The sequence below is a fragment of the Defluviitalea raffinosedens genome, assembly GCF_016908775.1.
GTDB lineage: Bacteria > Bacillota > Clostridia > Lachnospirales > Defluviitaleaceae > Defluviitalea > Defluviitalea raffinosedens.
Window position 1 is genome coordinate 266,091 of record NZ_JAFBEP010000001.1, and the last position, 21,532, is coordinate 287,622.

Here is a 21,532-nt window from a genome sequence, read left to right on the forward strand (position 1 = left end):
CCTTCATTCTTATACTGCTTTATTTTAATGCTTCTGATCCACCTACAATTTCAGTTATTTCCTGAGTGATGCTTGCTTGTCTTGCTCTATTGTATTCCACCGTTAATCTTTCAATGATATCCATAGCATTTTCTGTTGCAGAGTCCATAGCAGTCATCCTTGCTCCCTGTTCGCTGGCAGCGGACTCAACCATAGCTCCATAAATCACGCTATTGATATACTTTGGAATAACATATTCTAAAACTCCCTCTGGTGAAGGTTCATAAATCATTACATCATCTTGTTCCTTTGATTCTTTGTCTGTTTTAAATTCTGAAACATCCACAGGCAATAACTTCTTTACTGTAGGTACTTGATGAATCATAGATTTAAAAGCAGTATAAACTAAATATACTTCATCGATTTCTTCTTTGTTATATAAATCCAGTACTGTTTCCCCTACTCTTGCAGCATAAGCATATTTAGGATTTTCTGAAATCCCTAGATAGGAATTACTAATACTATATTTTCGCCTGTTGAAGAAATCCCTTGATTTTTTCCCTATAGTAATCAATTTTACATTCTGCTTTTGTCCTATATGCTGCAGAGCAAGTTTACATACATTGGAATTGTATCCTCCAGCCAGTCCTCTGTCTGAAGCTATAACAATGTACATTGTATTCTTTACTTCTCTCTCTTTTATATAAGGATGGGTAATCCCCTTGCTTCCATGCACAACAGAAGAAATGGTTTTTTGCATTGTTATAAAAAACGGTCTGGTTTCTTCTACATTTCTTCTTGCTTTCTGCATCTTAGCAGTGGAAACAAGCTTCATTGCCTTTGTAATCTGGCTGGTGCTGTGAACACTTTTAATTCGTCTTTTTATTGTGCGTATGGAGGCCATTATGACACCCCTTTACTTTTCATTTTTAAACTTGGATTTAAACTCATTAATTGCTCCATCAATTCTCTTTTCTAAAGCTCCATCAATTTCTTTTCTTTCTTTGATCTCTTCTACGATATCAGAATAATTTGTATCGATAAATTCTAAAAACTCTTTTTCAAAGCGTTTGATCTCAGATACTTCTATATCCATTAAATATTTTCTTGTAGCTGCGAATAAAATCAATACCTGATGCTCAACGGACATCGGTTTATATTGAGGCTGTTTTAAAACCTCCATGATACGTTCTCCCTGAGCCAAGGCATCTCTTGTAGCTTTGTCAAGCTCAGAACCAAACTGAGCAAAGGAAGCTAAATCACGATATTGCGCCAATTCAACACGAATAGGCCCTGCTATCTTTTTCATTGCCTTAATCTGAGCAGCTCCTCCTACACGGGATACGGAAAGCCCTGCGTTGATTGCGGGACGCACCCCTGCATTAAACAGCTCTGTTTCAAGATAGATCTGTCCATCTGTAATTGAAATAACATTGGTAGGAATGTAAGCAGAAACGTCTCCTGCCTGGGTCTCAATAATAGGAAGTGCTGTAAGTGAGCCCCCGCCTTTTTCATCGGAAAGCTTAGCTGCCCGCTCTAAAAGTCTTGAATGAAGATAGAATACATCCCCAGGATATGCTTCACGTCCTGGTGGTCTTCTAAGCAGCAAGGACATCGCACGATATGCCACAGCATGTTTTGACAAATCGTCATAAATAATCAATACGTCTTTCCCTGCTTCCATCCATTCTTCTCCCATAGCACATCCCGCATAAGGAGCAATATATTGAAGTGGTGCCAGTTCGCTGGCAGTAGAAACAACAACAGTCGTATAATCCATTGCCCCATGTTTTTCAAGTGTATTAACGAGTTGGGCTACAGTCGATGCTTTTTGACCAATAGCTACATAGATGCAAAGGACATTTTGTCCTTTCTGGTTAATAATTGTATCAATTGCAATAGCGGTTTTACCTGTTTGACGGTCTCCAATAATTAATTCCCTTTGTCCACGGCCAATAGGCACCATGGCATCAATCGCTTTAATCCCTGTCTGAAGTGGTGTATCTACAGACTTTCTTTCAATAACACCAGGAGCTACTCTTTCAACCCGGCGATATTTATTGGTAACGATAGGTCCTTTACCGTCTATAGGCTGTCCTAAAGCATTAACAACTCTTCCAATGAGCGCATCCCCTACAGGTACTTCAACAACCCTTCCTGTAGATTTTACTGTATCTCCTTCTTTAATGTTTTTATCAGAACCAAGAAGTACTGCCCCTATATTATCTTCTTCAAGGTTTAATACCATGCCATATACATCTCCAGGGAATTCAAGAAGTTCTCCTGCCATGGCTTTCTCTAAACCGTGAATTCTTACAATTCCGTCTCCAACTTGTATAACGGTTCCTACGTCAGTCACTTCTAAGCGTGTCTGATAATTTTGTATTTGCTGTTTTATTACAGAACTAATTTCTTCAGGTTTTAGATTCATACTTTTGGTTACACCCCTTTTCACACAAGCTGCATATCATACAGGCTGGCCTTTAATCCTTGAAGCTGTCCAGAAATGCTGGCATCCAGAACCCTGTCGCCTACTCGAATTTTAAGCCCTCCAATAATAGATGGATCTACTTGTGTTTCAATTTGTATCTGCTTCTTAACACTACTAGTTAAATTTAGCTTTATTTTTTCAAGCTGTTCATTTTTTAAAGGAACTGCTGAAACAACCACAGCAGTTACAATCCCTTTATGTTCTTTTACTTCGTCTAAAAAAGTATTTAAAATCTCCAGAAGATATTCTTGTCTTCCTTTTTGCACAACCAATATGAGTAGTCCCAAAAGCTCATCAGATACTTTTGAAGAAAATGTATCTTTTATAAGCTGTATCTTTTCTTCTTTTGAAATCTGAGGATGCTGTAAAATCTGCATAAATTCCTTTTCAGATTCCAGAATTTCGCGGGTTACCCTTGACTGGCTTTCCAATTCATCAATCTTATTGGTTTCAATGGCTAGATCAAATAAAGCTTTTGCATAACGCTTAGAAATTAATTGTGCCATGATACATCCCCCATCTGTGAAATGACTTCATCAATCAACTCACTGTGTTTTTGTTCGTCTATGGAAGATGCAATCAATTTCCCAGCCATCAAAGATGCAATTTCAACCATTTCTTTCTTCATTTCATCTTTAACTTTCACTTTTTCTCTTTCAATATCTGTTAATACTCTATTTTTTATAGAATCTGCTTCTTTTCTGGCTTCTTCGATAATCTGACTTTCTTGTTCCTGAGCTTTCTTTCTTGCTTCTCTTAAAATTGCATCTGATTCTTCTTTGATGTTAGTTAATTTATTTTCATACTCCTTTTTCATTTCTAAAACTCTTTGCTCTTCCGATTTTGCCTGTTCGATCTGAAGTCTGATCCTTTCAGAACGTTTTTCCATAAATTCTCTTACAGGCTTAAAAAGAAGAAAAGAGAGTCCTGCAAATAAAATAAGGGTATTTAAAAGCTGCATGCCCAGGCCAAATAGAAACTGTTGGTCAAAACTAATAATGCCTCCATCCAAGGAAATATCCTCCTTTCTCAACGTTCCAGATTTCACAAAAGCACCTCTAGGAGATCCTTATTCATGTGAAATCTATGTAAGAGAAACAACTTAAAGTTGCTTCTCTTACCAAAACACATGTTCTTACGTTATTATTGTCCTAAAAGACGAAGATATTGAGAAATAAGCGGATTAGCAAACAATAAGATAATGGCAATAATAAGACCATAAATACCTGTTGTTTCTGCTACTGCTGCTCCCAATAACATTGTTCTAACAATATCCCCTTGAGCTTCCGGCTGACGACCTACAGCTTCTGCTCCTTTACCAGCTGCATAACCTTGCCCTATTCCAGGTCCAATCCCTGCGATCATCGCAAGACCTGCTCCTATAGCTGAACATGCTAATATTAAAGCTCTTCCATCGATTTGTTCCATAATAAATTCCTCCTTCAATTTTTATAAAAATTTTATAAAAGAAATGTTATCTTCATCATTTTGTTAAAATTTGTGAAAATAACAGTAATAACGAAATAACCAATGCATAAATTCCTGTAGTTTGAGCAACGGCCTGTCCTAAAAGCATAGTTCTTACAATTACACTTTGAAGGCCAGGACGTTTTCCTACAGCTTCTGAGCTTTTTCCTGCTGCATAACCCTGTCCTATTCCAGGTCCAATTCCCGCAATCATCGAAATTCCTGCTCCAATCGCACTGCAGGCCAAAACAATCCCTGCCCCTTGTCTGGTTACAAGAGGATTGGCAAACAGCATAATAATTGCAATAACCAATGAAAATATCCCGGAAGTTTCTGCAACAGCTGCCCCCAGAAGCATTACTAAAGTGGCATTTTTTCCCGCTTTGGGGTTATTACCTACTGCTTCTGCTGCTTTACCGGCAGCATAGCCTTGCCCTACCCCAGGTCCAATTCCTGCAATCATAGCAATACCAGCTCCAACCGCTGAAAAGCCCAGGATAAGCGCTCGTTTATCTACATGCTCCATCCAGCCAATCAATAAATCAAGCAATCCTGTTACATCCATTCTTTCACCTTCTTCCTTATCAACATAAGGTTTAACTATCCATTGCACTGGATACAAAAGTCATACTAAGCATTACAAAAATAAAAGTTTGTAATATTCCTGCAAAGACATCAAAATATGCATGTAAAAATGCTGGGATACCAATCTTAACAGGAAGCCAAGGCATCGCATACCAAAGCGCCATGATAATGGTTCCGCCTAAAATATTACCAAACAGACGGAAGCTAAGAGATACCGGATTTGCCAATTCCCCTATCACATTCAATGGGAATAAAAGAGGTATTGGTTCAAAGAAACCTTTTATGTATTTGGCTATTCCTTTGTCTCTAAGCCCATATCCTTGAATCATAAAAAATGTTATCAAGGCTAATGCCAGGGTAGTAGCAAGATCCGCCGTAGGAGGTCTAAGTCCCACAAGTCCTGATAAGTTAGCTAATAAAATAAACATAAACATACTACCATAAAAAGGCGCAAATCCTTTGTTATTCTCACCCATAGTTGTTGCTGTAAAGGAATAACATACTTCTACCAAAAGTTCAATAACATTTTGAAATCCTTTAGGAATCTCTTCAAACTTATGGATAAGAAATCTTACGATTAGCGCAAGGCCCAAAAGCACCCCCATAATGATCCATGTATTAATAATTGTAGTAGTGATGTAAAATTCACTGCCTCCAATGTGTACGGGAATGACATTATGGTTGTAAAAATCCAAATTTTCCAAAGCTCACACCCCTTCCTAGTTTTTATTTTCTCCTGGATAATAGGATTATAAAATTTATTTATATTTATTTTATATGATTGGCTTTGATATCTCTTAAAGGGATTTTCTTACCACGGTAAAGTTCCAGAAAAACAGCAGCTTTCATTGTAAGAATTCCAAATACAGTCCCCAATAAACTAATAGTAGGCTCTAGGGCGGCTACTGTTAATACGACACCGGTTAAAATATATCTGACTATATAGTTGCTGGCTGCATATTTCTGCGCTCTGCTTATTTCCATTTGTACAGACTTTCTTATACTAATCTCCATTAACCTAAGCTTTAATACAGAAAAAATAGTTCCAAAGAAAACACCTTTAATAAAGCTGAAAGCATTTTCTGCAAAAAAGCTACCTACAATTCCAATCACAGTACCTAGAATGATCATCCTAAGAATGAGTCGATTCCTTTCAGGAACACGGTCATTCATCTTTTTCATCCTTTCTCGTTTTTCTGGATTTTACCCCTTTTGAAGCAATAAAAAATAAATTCCTAAAAGCAGCTCCTGCTCCTAAAAAAGAAAAAATCACCAAAAATAAAACTCCTGTATCAAACCATTTGTCCAAATAATTACCTAATAATACACAAAATATAATAGGTAGTGCCATCATGATTCCTATTTGAGAAATTAAGGAAAGCAAAGCAAAAATTTCTGCTTTTTTATTCATTATGTTGCACCACCAATTCATGTTAAATTCTTTTTTTTAATTTTTCTATGTATTATACACCTTATTTTTTTAGCTGTCTATAAACTATTAGTTTAGTATTTTAAAAGTTTTTAGGCTTTTTATTGCTTTTTCCAAAATAGTATAGAATTGCATCAACAATTCTTTCAGATGCATGTCCATCACCAAAAGGATTTTTTACATTTGTCATGGCCTCATAGGCACTCTTGTTGGTAAGGAGCTCTGATGCCATAGCAAAGATCTGTTCCTCATCGGTTCCCGCAAGTTTTAATGTTCCGGCTTCTACTCCTTCAGGCCTTTCGGTAACATTTCTAAGAACCAGTACAGGTTTCTTCATGGAAGGAACTTCTTCCTGCAGTCCACCGGAATCTGTCAGGACTAGGTATGATTTATTCATTAAATTATGCATATCTTTCATATCCAGAGGGTCAATCAAATGTATACGCGGATGATTGCCCAAGATCGGAAATACTGTTTCTCTTACAGCAGGATTTTTATGTACCGCATATACGACTTCCACATCTTCAAAGTTTTCTACAAGTCTATATACGGCATTGCAAATATTTTTCAGCGGTTCACCCAAATTTTCTCTTCTATGGGCAGTCATTGCAATAACCCGTCTGTTAATATAATCAATATCATTTAATAAAGAGTATGTAAATGTATAGTTTTCTTCAATCGTTGTTTTTAATGCATCTATAACGGTATTTCCTGTTACAAAAATTTGTTCCTCAGGAACTCCTTCTTTTAATAAATGGGTTTTTGCAAGGGATGTTGGTGCAAAATGAATATCTGTTAAAACCCCTGTAAGTTTTCTGTTCATTTCTTCAGGAAAAGGTTGATATTTATCATAAGTTCTAAGGCCTGCTTCTACATGGCCTACCTTTACCTGATTATAAAATGCGGCCAAAGATCCTACAAAGGTTGTCGTAGTATCTCCATGCACCAATACAAGATCAGGAGACACCTCTTTTATAACTTTATCCAAACCTTCCAAGGCACGGGTCGTAATATCTAAAAGGGTTTGCCTTGATTGCATAATATCCAGATCATAATCAGGTTTCAACTGAAAGATATCTAATACCTGGTCTAACATTTCTCTATGTTGTGCTGTAACGCAGACAATGCTTTCTATACCATCAGTTTTTTCCAATTCTTTTACTACCGGCGCCATTTTAATTGCTTCCGGTCTTGTCCCAAATATGCTCATTACTTTAATCGCCATTGGTTTGTCCGCCTTTCATAAATATCATTATTACTCATATTTAACCACATGGCAAATATTTTCGCAACCTCTATAATTTTATTCATAACTTTGCAAAATTATGTATTCTTCATTTTACATTATCGTAGCTATTTTTAGTAGAATTTATTGCTAATTATTATATCTATAAGCTATAATAAAATAAAAAAGGAGTGGTTCAATGAACTCCCCCATTAGTCAAATTACAACTGAAGAAAATGTTACTTTAATTACTTTAGATAATATTCCTGCTAACACCCAGGACATTGCTCGTATATTTAGTGCCATCGGAAAATCCGGGGTTAATATTGATATGATCAGTCAAACATCTCCTTATAAAGGGAGTGTCAATATTTCTTTTTCCCTGCAGGATGAAGATCTGTTCACTGTCCTTAAAACACTAAAAAGTTTCAAGGCAGATTATGAGGATCTTAGAATTGATATCAATTCCAATAATGTAAAAATTTCTTTGTTCGGAGAAGGGATGAAAACAACTCCCGGAACTGCGGCAAAAACCATGGAACTTCTGGCTCAAAATGATATAGATATTCAACTGATTACAACATCAGAAGTAGATATTTCTTATCTGATTTCTGCTGCCGATAAAGACAAAGCTGTAAAATGTTTCAAAGAATATTTTAATATATAAAAAAGGATGCCTTAAGGCATCCTTTTTTCTTTTATTATGCATGTTTCTTATTTTTCGTAATCATATATAATGCAATTGCCATAGCTATAAACACACCTAAGGCAATTTGTGTATCCTTTTGTGCAATAAGAATTCCGATAATTCCAAACCCGCCACTAATACCATAAAGGGTAATTACCGCCCTTTTTTGGCTGTATCCTTTATCCACCAGGCGATGGTGAAGATGTCCTCTGTCCGCTTCCATAATCGGTCTGCGATTGATAATGCGTCTAAGGATTGCAAAAGTGGTATCAAAAATAGGCAAAGCCAATACCAAAACTGCAATAATAATTGTAGCCGCTGTATAGCCTTTAATAAAACCTTGAACAGATGTAACTGCCAGGGTAAATCCTAAAAATGTTGATCCTGTATCTCCCATAAAAATCTTTGCCGGATTAAAGTTATGAGGTAAAAATCCCAAACAAGCTCCCGCCAATGCTGCAGTTAATACTGCCGCCACTGGTCCAATGGGATTTGCTGAAATAATGGATAAAATCATCAGACAAATGGCCGCTATCGAGGATACTCCTGCAGCCAATCCATCCAGGCCGTCTATCAGATTAACCGCATTTGTAACACCTACAATCCAAAACAGAGTAACCGGTATACTGAGTTTTTCTAATAGCAAAGTATTGCTTTCTGCAAAAGGCCATGTAACAAATTCAATCCTGATATCAGAGTGAATCACAACAAGTGCTGCTATAATTTGCACACATAATTTGAGCTTAGCGTTCAAATTATAAATATCATCGAAAAAACCTAATAAAAAGATGATGGATCCTCCCATAATAAGTCCGGAAATTTGCTTCCACTGAAACGCTTTCACCAAAGGCGTAATTAAAAAGACCGTTATCATGAATCCCAGGAAAATCGCTATGCCGCCCATTCTTGGCATAGGTTCTTTATGCATTCCTCTGGCCTTGGGCTGATCTACTGCACCCACCATTAAAGCAATTTTTTTACTCAGCGGAGTTGTTAGAAGACTAATTAAAAAGGCCGAAATAAATGACAGAATGTATAGTAAAAACGTTTCTTGAACAGCTACGCTCTGAAACACCATTATCCACTCCTTAAGGTTTATAACACTATTTATTTTTTCCCAAATTTAAATTCCAAACCATGTATATTCTATATGTATATACAAAGGTTGTCAAATTAAATTTTTGTTACAATTTATTACAATTTTAAAAACCGATACTAAATCTAGCATCGGCTTATATATTTTATGCCTCTTTAAAAGGAGTTATTTCAATTCCTGCCTCTTTTAAAAGCTCTATAGATAATTCATCGGGATAATCCCCTTTAAAAACAATTCTTTTTATTCCTGCATTGATAGCCATTTTGGCACACATTACACAAGGCTGATGGGTAACGTATAAAGTTCCTCCTGCTACAGATACGCCGTACATAGCGGCCTGAACAATAGCATTTTGCTCTGCATGAAGTGCCCGGCACAATTCATGTCTTTGTCCTGAGGGAATTTGAAGTTTTTCACGTAAGCATCCTAGTTCTTCACAATGAGAACATCCTGTAGGTGCCCCATTATAACCTGTTGACAGGATACGCTTATCTTTTACAATAAGTGCTCCGACTTGTCTTCTAAGGCAAGTGGATCTTTCTTTCACCAAATCCACAATCCCCATAAAGTATTCATCCCAACTAGGTCTCATAATATCCCCCCAGCTTATTTTGTACCAAACAGACGATCACCTGCATCTCCTAAACCTGGAACAATATATCCGTGATCATTTAATCTTTCATCTAATGCTGCTACATAAATATCCACATCCGGATGGTCCTTATTTAATCTTTCAATGCCTTCCGGCGCTGCAATCAGGCATAAAAATCTGATTCTTTGTACGCCTTTATCTTTAATAAACTGGATCGCGGCTGAAGCGGATCCTCCTGTTGCCAACATAGGATCTAAAACATAAATGTCTCTTTCTGGAGCATCATAAGGTAATTTACAGTAATATTCTACAGGCTCCAAAGTTTCCGGATCTCTGTAGAGTCCTATATGTCCTACCTTAGCAGCCGGAACCAGATTAAGCATGCCATCTACCATACCCAGTCCTGCTCGAAGAATAGGAACAATACCTAATTTCTTACCTGCCAAAGCTTTTGCCTTTGCTTTTGCTACAGGGGTTTCTACCTCAATCTCTTCCAGTGGCAAATCTCTTGTTGCTTCATAACACATCAGCATAGCAATTTCTTCAACGAGTTCCCTGAATTCCTTTGAACCTGTATCTTTGCTTCTGAGCATAGATACTTTGTGTTGAATCAAGGGATGATCCATTACAAATACATGTCCCATAATATCCTCCTTGTCTTAATTATCCTCAATTTGTGCAATACGGCGAATATGTCTTTCTTCATTGGAAAACTCTGTTCCTAAGAAGGTTTCTACAATCTTAAGCGCAAGTCCAGGTCCTATGACTCTAGCCCCCATAGCAAGTATATTCGCGTCATTATGTTCTCTTGTAGCCTGCGCGGAAAAACAATCATGACAAAGGGCTGCCCGAATACCTTTTACTTTATTGGCTGCGATGGAAATACCTATTCCTGTTCCACAAATCACAATACCTTTTTCACAAGTCCCATCTGCAACCAGCTTAGCTACGCTTTTTCCAAATTGGGCATAATCGCAAGACTCCTCCGAGTAACACCCTACATCCTTGTATTCAATATTTTTAGATTCCAAGTATTTTATAATTTCTTGTTTTAATACGTAGCCGCCATGGTCACTTCCAATTGCAATCATTCATGTCCCTCCGTTTTTTCTTTTTTACTATATCACTTCTACAAAAGCATGGCAAACCATATTTTTACATATTATGTCCAATTTTTAGTATTAGTTTTTGAATCAGATTATGCAAGTTTTCTGCGCAGCTTCTATATTCCTCTAATTGTCCTCCAAAAGGATCTGACACATCTCCAGATTCCTCCACAAATTCTTTTAGTGTAAATATTTTGTCCTTAAATTCCGGAAAATTCATATGCAAATATTGCTTATGATGATTTGTCATGGTTAATATAAGATCCACATCTTTAATATCTTTCAGTTCTATTTGCTTTGACTGATGTGTATCCAAATTCAGGCCATATTCCTTCATAGCCTTACGGGCATATTCACTGGCCCCTGAGGAAAAATATACTGAAATGCCTCTTGAGGCAACCTCTATGTTAAGTGAAGCCTTCATAATTTCATTTCTTGCCAGGATTTCGGCCATTGGGCTTCTGCAAGTGTTGCCAGTGCATACAAACATTATTTTTTTCATCTTTCCTCACCTCTATACTTCAATGATATCATATCCCGCTGCTTTTTGAAGGCGATTCATAATGGCAAATCCAATTTCTTCATAAGAAAAAGCCTCTGCTAAAACCACATCCATGCCTGCTTCATCAAATGCCCTTAAAGTATCAAACAGATTGGCAGCAATCGTTTCCGGATTGCTTCTGTCTCCCACAACAATGATACAGTCTCCCGCATAAGAATCTTTGGTTTGCTCGGTTGCCATAATCCCAACCTTTAAATGCTGGGCTTGTTTTTCTTTTGTTAACTTATTTATGACAGTTATTACTTTAGAGAGTTCTCCCTCTACAATTGTTACTTTGGCTTTAGGTGCATAATGTTTGTATTTCATGCCAGGAGCTTTTGGGGTAGATGTAAGAGCTTTTTGAGAAAGAATAGCCGGATCTACCAGAACTTCCCCAACGGCTTCTTCCAGCATCTCTTTTGTAATGCCGCCGGGCCTTAAAATAACAGGGATATCTCCTGTGACATCCACCACTGTAGACTCTAATCCCACCAAAACAGGGCCTCCATCCAGGATCATTTCAATTTTTCCATTTAAGTCTTCTATAACATGGGATGCTTTTGTGGGACTTGGCTTTCCGGATGTATTCGCCGAAGGAGCAGCAATGGGAACTCCGGCAGTTTCAATCAGTGCTCTGGCTATTTTATTTTGGGGTAATCTTATGGCAACAGTGGAAAGTCCCGCCGTAATAGAATATGGAATAATATTTGATTTTGGGAATATAAGCGTTAATGGCCCCGGCCAAAAAGCGTCCATTAGGATCTGTGCCTTCTTAGGGATATATTCTACCAGTTTGGGCAATTCTTCTTTAGATGCAATATGTACAATAAGGGGATTATCTGAAGGTCTCCCTTTAGCTTCAAATATTTTTTTAACAGATGTTTCATCCAGTGCATTGGCACCCAATCCATAAACAGTTTCTGTAGGAAATGCAACCAATCCACCAGACTGTATGATCTGGGCTGCTTCTTTTATGATCCATTCATCTGGGTTTTCTGAGTTGAGAGTTTTAATGATGGTGTTCATAGTTTTTCCTTCCTAAAATTTAATGCTTTTCAAAATTTATTGTACCCTTATTATATAACAAAATGCAATTATAATTTCATAAAATAAGAGAGAAGTATGACGATAAAATAATACATGATATTGATTATGCATTATTTTGACTAAACTAGTAACATTTTGATAGAAGAACCATATATTATAGTAAGAACTATTCCTTGAAAGGAGGTTATCCTATGGCAAACGGAGCAGCTATTACTGGTGGAAATCTTGAACTGCTTCTTTCAAAATATATTGGTGAAACTGTTACAATCTTTACTGCTAGCGGTGGGCAATCTGGCTCTGGATTTACAGGTGTGATTTTAAGCGTAAATAATTGCTTTGTACGTCTTTTAACTCGTATCGGCCCTCCTCCGGGATGTGCTTTAGGTAATTCTTGCACAGGCTTTAACCCATTCTATGGTTACGGTGGTGGATACGGATATGGCTACGGCTATGGTCCAATCCAACCAGCCAGTGAAACCGGTGCAGTTACTGCCGGCGGATGGAATGGATACCCTGTATATACAGTTGGTTCTGTTGCAGATATTCCACTTGATTCCATCGTATCCTTTGTTCATAATGCAGTATAATATTCCCTCTCGCAAAAAGAGAAGCCCTAGGGCTTCTCTTTTGCTTTAAAATAAAAATAGTGACTAAGTCCTGGCTGCCTCTGTCCTCTCAAGATGTCAAAAATTCAAGAAAAGTACCTGATTGCTAAGTATCTCTTTTCAATTAATAACCTCGAAAATCATCTTTTCGAGGGTAAAATATTGTACTTTTTACTTTTAATAATTACTGAGCTGTTAAGCCGCCATCAACAACGAATTCAGAACCTGTTGAATAGCTGGATTCATCTGAAGCCAAGAATAATACCATATTGGATACTTCTTCTGGTTGTGCAATACGTTTTAATGGAATGAATTTTGCAAATTCCTCAATAGCATCCTTTGCATCTTCTTGTTGAATCATGGGTGTCGCAATGACACCAGGATGTACGGAGTTAACACGAATTCCTTTGCGTGTAAGTTCAATTGCTGCAGCTTTCGTCATACCACGTACTGCGAATTTCGTATCTGTATAGCCAATCGCACCACCAACTAAACCATTTATTGAAGAAACATTGATGATTGAACCTTTGCCTGCTTTCTCCATTGATGGGACAACTGCTCGCATACCTAAAAACACAGATACTTGGTTAATATCAACAATACGGCGGTATTCTTCCAATGACATATCCATAATTGATTTGTTCACTGAAATTCCTGCATTATTGACTAAAATATTGACTGGGCCAAAAACTTCTTCCGCCTTCGCTACAACAACTTTCCAATCCTCTTCACTGGTTACATCTTGCTTCACAAAAATGGCATTTTCGCCTAACTCAGCTGCCACTGCCTGACCTTTTTCTTCATTTAAGTCTGTTAATACAACTTTTGCCCCTTCTTCTACAAAGAGTTTAGCGTGGGCAGCGCCCATACCTTGTGCAGCGCCTGTAATGATTGCTACTTTGTTTTCTAATCGTTTCATAAGACCCCTCCATAGTTTTCATCATATTAGTCATTATTTTATTATATAATTTACACTTTGTAAGTTAAGTGTTTTAAAAAAGTTACAAAGGCTTATTTTCCCTGGCAAAATCGACACATATTATATTTTGTCCAATTTAAAAAGAATTAGTACAACTGGATTTTGCCATTAAAAAACTGACTCCCTATGTTAGATTTTTAGATCTAACCTTTGAGAATCAGTATAAAACCATTCTTTCTTATTTCACAAATAGGGCTAATCGCTTCTTTTAAATAACTATTAATCTCCATCTAAAAGATTGCCAAGGCCCCCCACCAGGTCCAGTACACTTCCTTCTCCTTTTCTTCCTCCTGTTATTCTTGGCGCAGCACTATAAACTCGATCCGCTAATCGACTAAAAGGTAAAGATTGAATCCATACTGTTCCTGGCCCTTTAAGGGTTGCAAAGAATAATCCTTCTCCTCCAAAGAAGGCTGTTTTAACTCCTCCTACAAACTCTATATCGTAGTCTATATGTCTTGTCATTGCTACAAGGCATCCGGTATCTATGCGCAATGTTTCTCCAAGACTTAATTGCTTCTCTACAATGGTTCCTCCGGCATGAATGAAAGTCAATCCGTCTCCTTCTAATTTTTGCATAATAAAACCTTCTCCTCCAAAGAACCCTGCCCCTAACTTTCTTTTAAAATCAATACCTACAGCAACACCTTTTGCCGCACAGAGAAATGCATCTTTTTGACAAATGATTTTACCTTCATAAGCGGATAAATCCATAGGGATGATTTTCCCGGGATAAGGAGAAGCAAATGCAACCTTTTGTTTTCCCTGCCCTCCGTTCGTAAACATCGTCATGAATAAACTTTCTCCAGTAACGAGCCTTTTTCCTGCTCCAAAAATCTTACCCATAAGTCCGCTCTGTTCCTGTCCCGAGCCATCTCCAAAAATGGTTTCCATTTGAATCCCTTGCTCCATGTACATCATAGCCCCTGCTTCAGCAATTACACTTTCCCCTGGATCCAGCTCAATCTCAACAAACTGCATATCATCCCCATAAAGCTTATACTCAATTTCATGTGCATTATTAAAATACTGCATGTTCAGCCTCCTTAGCAATTACTGTCTTAATCTATGATTATTCCTCGTAAAAATTTTAATTCCTTGTATTTTTTTCATAAAAATAAAATAATATTATAAAAGAGAAGCCTTGGGCTTCTCTTTACTGTAAGAACACTTCCTGATCTTTTATCGGTAAGGGTTTTTCCCTCTCTAATACCATGATCTCAACTTCTGGTGTTGTAGATGTAATGTAGTTTTCTATGTCTTTTGTAATCAGTCTATGAATCTTATTTCTCATTGTTTCTCCTAATACCAACTGATTAATCTGATTTTCTTTTATAAACTCTACAATACGTTCCGGTACATGTTCATCGCAAACAACATGAACTTCTCCACCGAGTTCCGAAGCATAATCGAATAACTCCTGAAGCAATTCGCCTGCATCACTTTGAGTTAAAATGTTGTTACCATGTTCCACATGAAGTATATGCAATTCGCCCCCCACCTGTGAAGCTAATTCTGCACCTTTTTTGATTAGTCTTTTACTGTTTTGCTGAATTGTTATGCAGACTAAAACTTTCTGTGGCACTAAAACCCCTCCCTCTGGAGAATAATAAGCTTACGCCCAAAATTATTATATCATAGTATGATATAAAATACCATGTATACATTTTCTTATTACTTTGGAGAAAGACCTTTCCAAAACTCGCTGTTTTCCAAGCCCAGACGCCATATGGCAATCCCCTGTAAACCTTTTGCCTTTGCCAGTTTTAACTTAAATTGAGTGCTTTGGGCATTTTCAAACCACACAATTCTGTCATTGCCTTTTTCATCTTTATATCGATAATAAGGAACTTTAAAGGTATCGTTCCAGAGGATTTTCCCTCCATATCTCTTTATATAATCGTTGATTTCTGATGCCGTAACAGCTTTCCCATTTTTCCCATCTATGGTCCAGTCATATCCATAAGCTGCAATACCCATAACCACCTTCTGTGGCAAAATCTCTTTGACAGCAAAATTGATTACATCTTCTACCCAATCATAGGATGCCACAGGCCCAGGAGTTCCTCCAGACCAATGTTCATCATAGGTCATAAGGACCACTCTGTCCGCATATTGTCCAATAGCCTTATAATCATAAGCCCCTGTCCATTGATCATTGATATAATCTGCCGTTTTAGCGGGAACCGTAGCTGAAACTATATATCCCTTAGGTCCTAATGCTGCCTTTAATTCTTTAATAAAAGATGTGTATTCTGCCCTTGTGTCCGCTCCTATCCCTTCTATGTCTACCTCTACGCCATCATATCCGTATTTTTCAATTTCACTTAATACACTTTTGACTAATTTGTCCCGAAGAATCGGATTTTCCAGAACATTCTCAGCCAGAGTTTTTTGAAAACTTCCACCTTGGGCATTGTGAATGAGCATAAGGGATTTGATGCCTTGTTGCTGTGAGTAATCCAAAATCTCATTTTGAGGATAGTCCACAATTAGGGTGCCGTCTGCTTTCATACCATGGCTAAAGGTAGCCACTTCTGTTATTTTGCCATTATAGGTTTTCAAAGAATTGTAAGAACCAAGATGACCTTCATAATACTTTACTGTAAACCCAAGAACCGTATCAAATTTATAAGGGATTACTTCAATATCCTCCAAAGAAGGGCCCGATCCTTCAACAATAACAGAAGGAGGTACCACTCTTAGAAGTTGTCCTACATAAATAGTATCTGAACTTAAATTGTTCCATTTTTTTAAATCAGATACCGTAATATTAAATTTGGCAGCAATGACAGAAAGACTGTCTCCTTTTTTTACAACATAGTCTGAAACCTGGGGCAAATCGCTGTTGATTAAAACAGTCTTTGATGCATTATCCCAATTAACGGGCAAATTAAAGGATTCTGAGATAAAACGAATTGGAACCATCAATCGTCCATTGATTACCTTTGGAGGGGTGTCCAAAAAATACATCTTACCGTTAATAAAAGCCTGGGGCAAATTAGCCTGCAAATAAATTGATTTATTATCTTTGGTAATGATGGCTATTTTGTCTATATTGTCCCAATGAACAGAAGCTCCCAAAAATTCTGAGATCACTCGAATCGGAACAAGCACCCTTCCATTTTCTATCACAGGAGGTGTGTCTGATTCTATATATCGATTATTAATACGAATTTGAATCCTCTTAGTCTGTTGAGTGGATGTATTCTTTGATACTGCGCCATAAGCAGCAGTTGAAAAATATGGATTCAGAATGAGCTGAAAGGCAATCAGTGAGCCGGTCATAAATCTGACAGATGAAATTTTTAAATTCGGATATACTTTCTTTATATAAGTTTCTAACCCCAGCTTTTTATGTTCCTGTTCTACATCTCCAAATTCCTTGGAAAATTCTATATCTTCAGGTAAATATATAATAAGATGATATTCTCCGTTTTCATAAACGATCCTTTGTTTGTATCGATCCCAGTTCATATTTTTCCTTCTTTCCTTTGCAAAAAAGCCACCTACGGTTTCGTAAAGTGGCTTTAAACTTCGTTTTATTCTTATTATGGAAAGAAGAAAAAAACTTATACATCTATAATATTTTTTCTAAAAATGCCTTAATTCTTGGGTGATCAGGATTATTAAAAAGCTTTTCAGGTGGTGCGTCCTCAATGATCTCTCCCTGATCCATAAATACGACTCTGTCTGACACCTCTTTAGCAAATCCCATTTCATGGGTTACAACAAGCATCGTCATATGTTCTTTTGCCAATTGCTTTATAACGCCTAAAACCTCTCCAACCAGTTCCGGGTCTAGAGCTGAAGTCGGTTCATCAAAAAGCATAATATCTGGTTTCATCGCCAAAGCCCTTGCTATAGCAACTCTTTGCTTTTGTCCCCCTGAAATTTGGGATGGATAAGCATCTTTCTTTTCAAGAAGTCCAACCTTGCTAAGAAGTTCTTCTGCTTCTTTGATGGCCTGTTCCTTAGGAACTTTATTAACAATAATCGGCGCTTCAATGACATTTTCCAAAACTGTCTTGTGAGGGAAAAGATGAAAATTCTGAAACACCATCCCCATTTTTCTTACACCGTCTTTTACGTCTTTATGAGGAAGCGGTATGCGTTTGCCTTCTTCATCAAAAGCCTCAATGGGAATGCCTTCAATCTCTATTCTTCCACCATCACATTTTTCTAATAAAATAAGGCAGCGAAGAAACGTGCTTTTGCCAGAACCGGAAGGACCTATAATTGAGATTACTTCTCCTTTGGCAACGCTTAAAGATACATTTTTTAAAACTTCTAAATTCCCAAATCGTTTGCTGATATTGGATGCTTGAATCATATTCATAATAAAACTCCTACTCATAAATAGAATACTTTTGCTCTAATTTCTTAAAGATCCAGACGATCACAGAGGTTAAAAACAAATAAATGGCTCCAGCTATAAAAAAGGGTATAACGGTAAAATCTCTTGCCACAATTTGATTGGCATTCCTAAGCAGATCATCCATACTAATGGCAGCCACCAATGCCGTATCTTTAACCAATGTAATGGCTTCATTGGATGTGGCAGGAAGTACTCTTCTTATGGTTTGAGGCAGAATAATCCGGCGCATAGTTTGGGAATAGGTCATGCCTAATACTTTTGCCGCTTCATATTGCCCCTTATCAATGGATATAATGCCTCCCCTGAAAATCTCAATAAAGTACGCAGCGTAGTTTAAAACAAAGGTAATGGAAGCTGCTTCAAATTTATCAAAAGTAATGCCTAAAAAATGAGGAAGGCCAAAATAAATAAAAAACAACTGAAGCATAAGAGGCGTCCCTCTGAAAATCCATGTATAAACCCCAAGCACAGAAGAAAGGAGCTTAGATTTTGAAACCTTTCCTAAAGCTCCTAAAACTCCTAGCGGTATCGATAATAATATAGTTATTCCATATAGTTCTAATGTATTGATGCTTCCTTTAATGATATAACCAATCATTTCTAAAATATCAGACACAATAAGCCTCCTATTTTACAACAATATCTTCTCCAAACCATTTTTTAGAGATTTCTGCTGCTGTTCCATCATCTTTTAATTCTTTCATAATTCGGTTAACTTCATCTGCTAAACTTTGATCGCCTAATCTAAAGCCTATACCATACGATTCACGGCCAAAATCATCTTCCAATACTCTAAACTGACCAGGCTTTTTAGAGATATAATATTTTCCCACTACTTCATCCATTACTGCCGCATCCACACGACCTGCTTCCAATTCCAGAAGAACAGTTGTATTGGTTGGATAATCGCTGATACCTTTAACTTTTTCGGCTACTTCTGTATCAGCATTAACAGCTGTCTCAGCACTGCTTGCTGTTTGAAGTCCAATCACTTTATCGGCTAAATCTGCCTTGGTTTGAATATCAGAATCATTTTTTACAATAATAATTTGTCTGTTATTAAGATATACATCGGAAAACAGGATTTCTTTTTTTCTGTCTTCTGTAATCGATAATCCATTCCAGATCACATCTATATTTTTGCCGTTTAATTCCATCATCTTCGCATTCCAGTCAATTGTTTTTAACTCTATCTCTACACCCATTCTTTTTGCTACTTCCTTAGCCAAATCAATATCAAACCCTACAATCTCACCAGATTCATCGCGAAATCCCATGGGTGCAAAGGTGTCATCCAGTCCGACAACCAATACTCCCTTTTGTTTTACTTCTTCTAAAGAATGATCTTCTTTAGATGCTGCTTTTTTGCCACAGCCTGTTGAAAATAAAGATAATATCATAATACTCAATATTAAAAACGCTATATTCTTTTTCATTATTATTTCCCCCTGTATCAACATTTTAGTTACAAGCCTATTATACTTTAACTCACTAAAATTGTAAAGTAATAAACCAAAAATAATCCTTAAATTTTTAAACAATAGGAATGACATAAGGGCATTGACTTACAGGATTTTCAAAGATTTCCACAGAAAGATTGTATACCTTTTTAATATTTTCTTTACTGATTACTTCTTCGGGGGAACCTTTGGCCTCAACTTGTCCTCTTTTAAGCAATATAATTTCATCACTGAAGGTAGACGCTAAATTTAAATCATGCAATACTGCAATGATGATCTTGTCCTCTTTTAGGCTTCTAAATATATTTAAAAATTCTATCTGATACTGTATATCCAGATGGGAAGTGATTTCATCCAGAAGAATGATGTCTGCTTCCTGACTTAAAGCCCTTGCAGCGATAACTCTCTGAATCTCTCCGCCACTTAAATTCGTAATCAACTGATCCTTTAAGTTCCATGTATTGGTCGCTCGCATGTACTTTTCCACGATCGCCTGATCTTCCCCGTTAAAATCCTGAAAACTTCGTTTATATGGACTTCGTCCCATCATCACAATATCAAAAACAGTAAAATCGTAGTCTATGAGTATGTTTTGGGGAATCACTGCCATCATTTTGGCTAATTCTTTATTTTTCATTTTGCAAATATCCTGATTGTCTATCAATACACTTCCGGCTTTTGGGGTAATAAGCTTTGAAATATTTTTTATAAATGTGGATTTCCCCGAACCATTGGGTCCAATGATGGAATAAAATTTACCTTTATTAAAACTTAAACTGATATCCTTTAATACTTGTTGATCTCCATAGGAAAAACTAAGATTTCTTACATCTATTTTTTGTCCCAAGGGTTTATCCACTCCTTCGCTTCATTTTAATCAGAAGATATATAAAATAGGGAGAACCAATCAATGCCGTCACCGCTCCTACAGGTAATTCTCCGGGAGCGGCTATGGTTCTTCCAAGAGTATCAGAAAGCAGTAAAAAAATCGCGCCTCCCAAAGCCGAAAAAGGAATCAAAACTTTATTATTGGGACCAACAATGATTCTTGCCATATGAGGCACCAAAAAGCCTACAAATCCGATGATTCCGGAAAAAGAAACACAAACAGCAATCATCATGGATGCAATGATAATGACGCCTTTTTTTAGCTTTTCTGTTTCTACACCTAAACTTTTAGCCGTTTCCTCACCAACAAGCATTAAATTGAGATCTCTATATAAAAAAGAAATAATCATTGTGCCGACAAATACAACCGGAGCTGTTATATAAATATTCTCCCAGCTTGAAGCATTGAAACTTCCCATCATCCAAAATATAATCCTGCTGGCATGTTCCTGATTAAACACCATTATGATGGATATTAAAGCCGATGTCAAAAAACCTATGGCACTTCCCACCAGAAGTAAATAGATCGTAGCTGTTTTTGATCTGACCTGTACAATAAGATATACCATGATGGTCGTAGTTACCGCTCCTATAAAGGCAAATGGAGCAGCCGGCAAATGAACAGTAATTGCCAGCGCCGCTCCCAGGGCAGCCCCTCCTGATATTCCAAGCACGTAAGGGTCTGCCATAGGATTTTTAAATAGGGACTGAAAAGAGGTCCCTACTACTGCCAATCCCATCCCAACTATACTTGCCATAATAATTCTGGGCATGCGTACCATAAAAACAATAAGAAAATTTGTATCAGAGGGTACTGTATCGATATGCTTGCCAATAATAGGTATATACTTAAGGATTTCCATGAATACCTCACAGGGCTTTATATTGGCTGCTCCCACCGAAATGGCCCCGATCGCCAGTATACAATATAAAACGAGCAATACAAAAAATAGTGTTTTTCTTTTTAGTCTCATCA

General features: G+C 37.1%; 27 protein-coding genes and 1 pseudogene. 2 read left to right on the forward strand and 26 right to left on the reverse strand.

Features of this window, described 5'->3' with window-relative positions; genetic code table 11:
* Positions 1-19 precede the first annotated feature (19 nt).
* The 11 genes and pseudogenes from atpG to wecB form a co-directional block, all read right to left on the reverse strand.
* Positions 20-883, reverse strand: a complete 864-nt coding sequence (atpG, locus tag JOD07_RS01315) for an ATP synthase F1 subunit gamma (protein WP_204611723.1) — start codon at positions 881-883, stop codon at positions 20-22.
* A gap of 12 nt (positions 884-895) precedes the next feature.
* Positions 896-2,410 carry a F0F1 ATP synthase subunit alpha gene (gene atpA, locus JOD07_RS01320; protein WP_204611725.1) on the reverse strand — a complete coding sequence of 505 codons (1,515 nt, stop codon included), beginning with the start codon at positions 2,408-2,410 and terminating at the stop codon, positions 896-898.
* Between the two features lie 20 nt (positions 2,411-2,430).
* Positions 2,431-2,976: a F0F1 ATP synthase subunit delta gene (locus JOD07_RS01325; RefSeq protein ID WP_204611727.1), complete on the reverse strand. Its 546-nt coding sequence runs from the start codon at positions 2,974-2,976 to the stop codon at positions 2,431-2,433.
* Positions 2,964-3,518, reverse strand: coding sequence for a F0F1 ATP synthase subunit B (atpF, locus tag JOD07_RS01330; protein WP_204611729.1), 555 nt, complete (start codon positions 3,516-3,518; stop codon positions 2,964-2,966). The genes JOD07_RS01325 and atpF overlap by 13 nt, the downstream gene beginning before the upstream one ends.
* A 95-nt stretch (positions 3,519-3,613) precedes the next feature.
* Entirely contained in the window at positions 3,614-3,898 is a 285-nt protein-coding gene (atpE, locus tag JOD07_RS01335) for an ATP synthase F0 subunit C (RefSeq protein WP_204611731.1), read from the reverse strand.
* A gap of 55 nt (positions 3,899-3,953) precedes the next feature.
* Positions 3,954-4,232: an ATP synthase F0 subunit C gene (gene atpE / locus JOD07_RS15910; RefSeq protein WP_243429215.1), complete on the reverse strand. Its 279-nt coding sequence runs from the start codon at positions 4,230-4,232 to the stop codon at positions 3,954-3,956.
* Positions 4,209-4,463: pseudogene (atpE, locus tag JOD07_RS15915) on the reverse strand (ATP synthase F0 subunit C); the annotation flags it as partial. The gene atpE (JOD07_RS15910) and the pseudogene atpE (JOD07_RS15915), both read right to left, overlap by 24 nt.
* Positions 4,464-4,533: 70 nt before the next feature.
* Positions 4,534-5,226, reverse strand: coding sequence for a F0F1 ATP synthase subunit A (atpB, locus tag JOD07_RS01345; protein ID WP_204611733.1), 693 nt, complete (start codon positions 5,224-5,226; stop codon positions 4,534-4,536).
* Between the two features lie 64 nt (positions 5,227-5,290).
* Positions 5,291-5,704 carry an ATP synthase subunit I gene (locus JOD07_RS01350; RefSeq protein WP_204611735.1) on the reverse strand — a complete coding sequence of 138 codons (414 nt, stop codon included), beginning with the start codon at positions 5,702-5,704 and terminating at the stop codon, positions 5,291-5,293.
* Positions 5,688-5,933: an AtpZ/AtpI family protein gene (locus JOD07_RS01355; protein WP_204611737.1), complete on the reverse strand. Its 246-nt coding sequence runs from the start codon at positions 5,931-5,933 to the stop codon at positions 5,688-5,690. Before JOD07_RS01355 ends, JOD07_RS01350 begins: the two co-directional genes overlap by 17 nt.
* A gap of 100 nt (positions 5,934-6,033) precedes the next feature.
* Positions 6,034-7,176 carry a non-hydrolyzing UDP-N-acetylglucosamine 2-epimerase gene (gene wecB / locus JOD07_RS01360; RefSeq protein WP_204611739.1) on the reverse strand — a complete coding sequence of 381 codons (1,143 nt, stop codon included), beginning with the start codon at positions 7,174-7,176 and terminating at the stop codon, positions 6,034-6,036.
* 199 nt (positions 7,177-7,375) lie between these two features.
* Between wecB and JOD07_RS01365 the strand changes: the two genes are divergently transcribed.
* Complete coding sequence (locus tag JOD07_RS01365; RefSeq protein ID WP_158739879.1) at positions 7,376-7,843, forward strand: ACT domain-containing protein; 468 nt, start codon at positions 7,376-7,378, stop codon at positions 7,841-7,843.
* A gap of 34 nt (positions 7,844-7,877) precedes the next feature.
* On the opposite strand, the gene JOD07_RS01370 is transcribed toward JOD07_RS01365, so the two are convergent.
* The 6 genes from JOD07_RS01370 to JOD07_RS01395 all read right to left on the reverse strand — a co-directional run bounded on the left by JOD07_RS01370 (position 7,878) and on the right by JOD07_RS01395 (position 12,225).
* Positions 7,878-8,939, reverse strand: coding sequence for a glycosyltransferase family 4 protein (locus JOD07_RS01370; protein ID WP_243144555.1), 1,062 nt, complete (start codon positions 8,937-8,939; stop codon positions 7,878-7,880).
* A gap of 166 nt (positions 8,940-9,105) precedes the next feature.
* Positions 9,106-9,552, reverse strand: a complete 447-nt coding sequence (locus JOD07_RS01375; RefSeq protein WP_158739881.1) for a deoxycytidylate deaminase — start codon at positions 9,550-9,552, stop codon at positions 9,106-9,108.
* Between the two features lie 14 nt (positions 9,553-9,566).
* Complete coding sequence (gene upp, locus JOD07_RS01380) at positions 9,567-10,196, reverse strand: uracil phosphoribosyltransferase (protein WP_158739882.1); 630 nt, start codon at positions 10,194-10,196, stop codon at positions 9,567-9,569.
* A 15-nt stretch (positions 10,197-10,211) separates the two neighbouring features.
* Positions 10,212-10,643, reverse strand: coding sequence for a ribose 5-phosphate isomerase B (rpiB, locus tag JOD07_RS01385; RefSeq protein WP_158739883.1), 432 nt, complete (start codon positions 10,641-10,643; stop codon positions 10,212-10,214).
* Between the two features lie 64 nt (positions 10,644-10,707).
* A complete protein-coding gene (locus tag JOD07_RS01390) occupies positions 10,708-11,160 on the reverse strand; it encodes a low molecular weight protein arginine phosphatase (protein WP_158739884.1) in 453 nt (150 codons plus the stop codon).
* A gap of 12 nt (positions 11,161-11,172) precedes the next feature.
* On the reverse strand, positions 11,173-12,225 hold the full coding sequence (locus JOD07_RS01395) for an L-threonylcarbamoyladenylate synthase (RefSeq protein ID WP_158739885.1): 1,053 nt from the start codon (positions 12,223-12,225) through the stop codon (positions 11,173-11,175).
* Positions 12,226-12,437: 212 nt separating this feature from the next.
* On the opposite strand from JOD07_RS01395, the gene JOD07_RS01400 reads away from it, so the two are divergent.
* Positions 12,438-12,833, forward strand: coding sequence for a hypothetical protein (locus JOD07_RS01400; RefSeq protein WP_158739886.1), 396 nt, complete (start codon positions 12,438-12,440; stop codon positions 12,831-12,833).
* A gap of 202 nt (positions 12,834-13,035) precedes the next feature.
* Here JOD07_RS01400 and JOD07_RS01405 read toward each other — a convergent pair whose 3' ends face one another.
* The 9 genes from JOD07_RS01405 to JOD07_RS01445 form a co-directional block, all read right to left on the reverse strand.
* Positions 13,036-13,770: a glucose 1-dehydrogenase gene (locus JOD07_RS01405; RefSeq protein WP_158739887.1), complete on the reverse strand. Its 735-nt coding sequence runs from the start codon at positions 13,768-13,770 to the stop codon at positions 13,036-13,038.
* A 279-nt stretch (positions 13,771-14,049) separates the two neighbouring features.
* The gene (locus JOD07_RS01410) at positions 14,050-14,865 is read right to left on the reverse strand and encodes a TIGR00266 family protein (protein ID WP_204611740.1); all 816 of its coding nucleotides are present in this window, start codon (positions 14,863-14,865) and stop codon (positions 14,050-14,052) included.
* Between the two features lie 121 nt (positions 14,866-14,986).
* Positions 14,987-15,415: a universal stress protein gene (locus tag JOD07_RS01415; protein WP_158739888.1), complete on the reverse strand. Its 429-nt coding sequence runs from the start codon at positions 15,413-15,415 to the stop codon at positions 14,987-14,989.
* Between the two features lie 89 nt (positions 15,416-15,504).
* On the reverse strand, positions 15,505-17,307 hold the full coding sequence (locus JOD07_RS01420) for a glycosyl hydrolase family 18 protein (RefSeq protein WP_158739889.1): 1,803 nt from the start codon (positions 17,305-17,307) through the stop codon (positions 15,505-15,507).
* Positions 17,308-17,410: 103 nt separating this feature from the next.
* The gene (locus JOD07_RS01425) at positions 17,411-18,163 is read right to left on the reverse strand and encodes an amino acid ABC transporter ATP-binding protein (RefSeq protein ID WP_180322444.1); all 753 of its coding nucleotides are present in this window, start codon (positions 18,161-18,163) and stop codon (positions 17,411-17,413) included.
* A 16-nt stretch (positions 18,164-18,179) separates the two neighbouring features.
* Positions 18,180-18,824, reverse strand: a complete 645-nt coding sequence (locus JOD07_RS01430) for an amino acid ABC transporter permease (RefSeq protein ID WP_158739891.1) — start codon at positions 18,822-18,824, stop codon at positions 18,180-18,182.
* Positions 18,825-18,834: 10 nt separating this feature from the next.
* On the reverse strand, positions 18,835-19,644 hold the full coding sequence (locus tag JOD07_RS01435; protein ID WP_158739892.1) for an amino acid ABC transporter substrate-binding protein: 810 nt from the start codon (positions 19,642-19,644) through the stop codon (positions 18,835-18,837).
* Positions 19,645-19,741: 97 nt separating this feature from the next.
* Complete coding sequence (locus JOD07_RS01440) at positions 19,742-20,515, reverse strand: ABC transporter ATP-binding protein (protein WP_158739893.1); 774 nt, start codon at positions 20,513-20,515, stop codon at positions 19,742-19,744.
* A 4-nt stretch (positions 20,516-20,519) separates the two neighbouring features.
* Positions 20,520-21,530 (reverse strand): FecCD family ABC transporter permease, encoded by a 1,011-nt coding sequence (locus JOD07_RS01445; RefSeq protein ID WP_158739929.1) that lies wholly within the window; start codon positions 21,528-21,530, stop codon positions 20,520-20,522.
* Positions 21,531-21,532: the final 2 nt, after the last annotated feature.

Coding starts and splice junctions, on each gene's coding strand:
- JOD07_RS01445 (WP_158739929.1), bottom strand. CDS start 21,530: ATGAGACTAAAAAGAAAAACACTATTTTTTGTATTGCTCGTTTTATAT.
- JOD07_RS01325 (WP_204611727.1), bottom strand. CDS start 2,976: ATGGCACAATTAATTTCTAAGCGTTATGCAAAAGCTTTATTTGATCTA.
- JOD07_RS01375 (WP_158739881.1), bottom strand. CDS start 9,552: ATGAGACCTAGTTGGGATGAATACTTTATGGGGATTGTGGATTTGGTG.
- JOD07_RS01425 (WP_180322444.1), bottom strand. CDS start 18,163: ATGATTCAAGCATCCAATATCAGCAAACGATTTGGGAATTTAGAAGTT.
- upp (WP_158739882.1), bottom strand. CDS start 10,196: ATGGGACATGTATTTGTAATGGATCATCCCTTGATTCAACACAAAGTA.
- atpE (WP_204611731.1), bottom strand. CDS start 3,898: ATGGAACAAATCGATGGAAGAGCTTTAATATTAGCATGTTCAGCTATA.
- JOD07_RS01350 (WP_204611735.1), bottom strand. CDS start 5,704: ATGAAAAAGATGAATGACCGTGTTCCTGAAAGGAATCGACTCATTCTT.
- JOD07_RS01410 (WP_204611740.1), bottom strand. CDS start 14,865: ATGCAGTATTTTAATAATGCACATGAAATTGAGTATAAGCTTTATGGG.
- JOD07_RS01365 (WP_158739879.1), top strand. CDS start 7,376: ATGAACTCCCCCATTAGTCAAATTACAACTGAAGAAAATGTTACTTTA.
- JOD07_RS01400 (WP_158739886.1), top strand. CDS start 12,438: ATGGCAAACGGAGCAGCTATTACTGGTGGAAATCTTGAACTGCTTCTT.
- JOD07_RS01405 (WP_158739887.1), bottom strand. CDS start 13,770: ATGAAACGATTAGAAAACAAAGTAGCAATCATTACAGGCGCTGCACAA.
- JOD07_RS01435 (WP_158739892.1), bottom strand. CDS start 19,644: ATGAAAAAGAATATAGCGTTTTTAATATTGAGTATTATGATATTATCT.
- JOD07_RS01420 (WP_158739889.1), bottom strand. CDS start 17,307: ATGAACTGGGATCGATACAAACAAAGGATCGTTTATGAAAACGGAGAA.
- JOD07_RS01395 (WP_158739885.1), bottom strand. CDS start 12,225: ATGAACACCATCATTAAAACTCTCAACTCAGAAAACCCAGATGAATGG.
- JOD07_RS01390 (WP_158739884.1), bottom strand. CDS start 11,160: ATGAAAAAAATAATGTTTGTATGCACTGGCAACACTTGCAGAAGCCCA.
- atpE (WP_243429215.1), bottom strand. CDS start 4,232: ATGCTGTTTGCCAATCCTCTTGTAACCAGACAAGGGGCAGGGATTGTT.
- rpiB (WP_158739883.1), bottom strand. CDS start 10,643: ATGATTGCAATTGGAAGTGACCATGGCGGCTACGTATTAAAACAAGAA.
- atpG (WP_204611723.1), bottom strand. CDS start 883: ATGGCCTCCATACGCACAATAAAAAGACGAATTAAAAGTGTTCACAGC.
- atpA (WP_204611725.1), bottom strand. CDS start 2,410: ATGAATCTAAAACCTGAAGAAATTAGTTCTGTAATAAAACAGCAAATA.
- wecB (WP_204611739.1), bottom strand. CDS start 7,176: ATGGCGATTAAAGTAATGAGCATATTTGGGACAAGACCGGAAGCAATT.
- JOD07_RS01355 (WP_204611737.1), bottom strand. CDS start 5,933: ATGAATAAAAAAGCAGAAATTTTTGCTTTGCTTTCCTTAATTTCTCAA.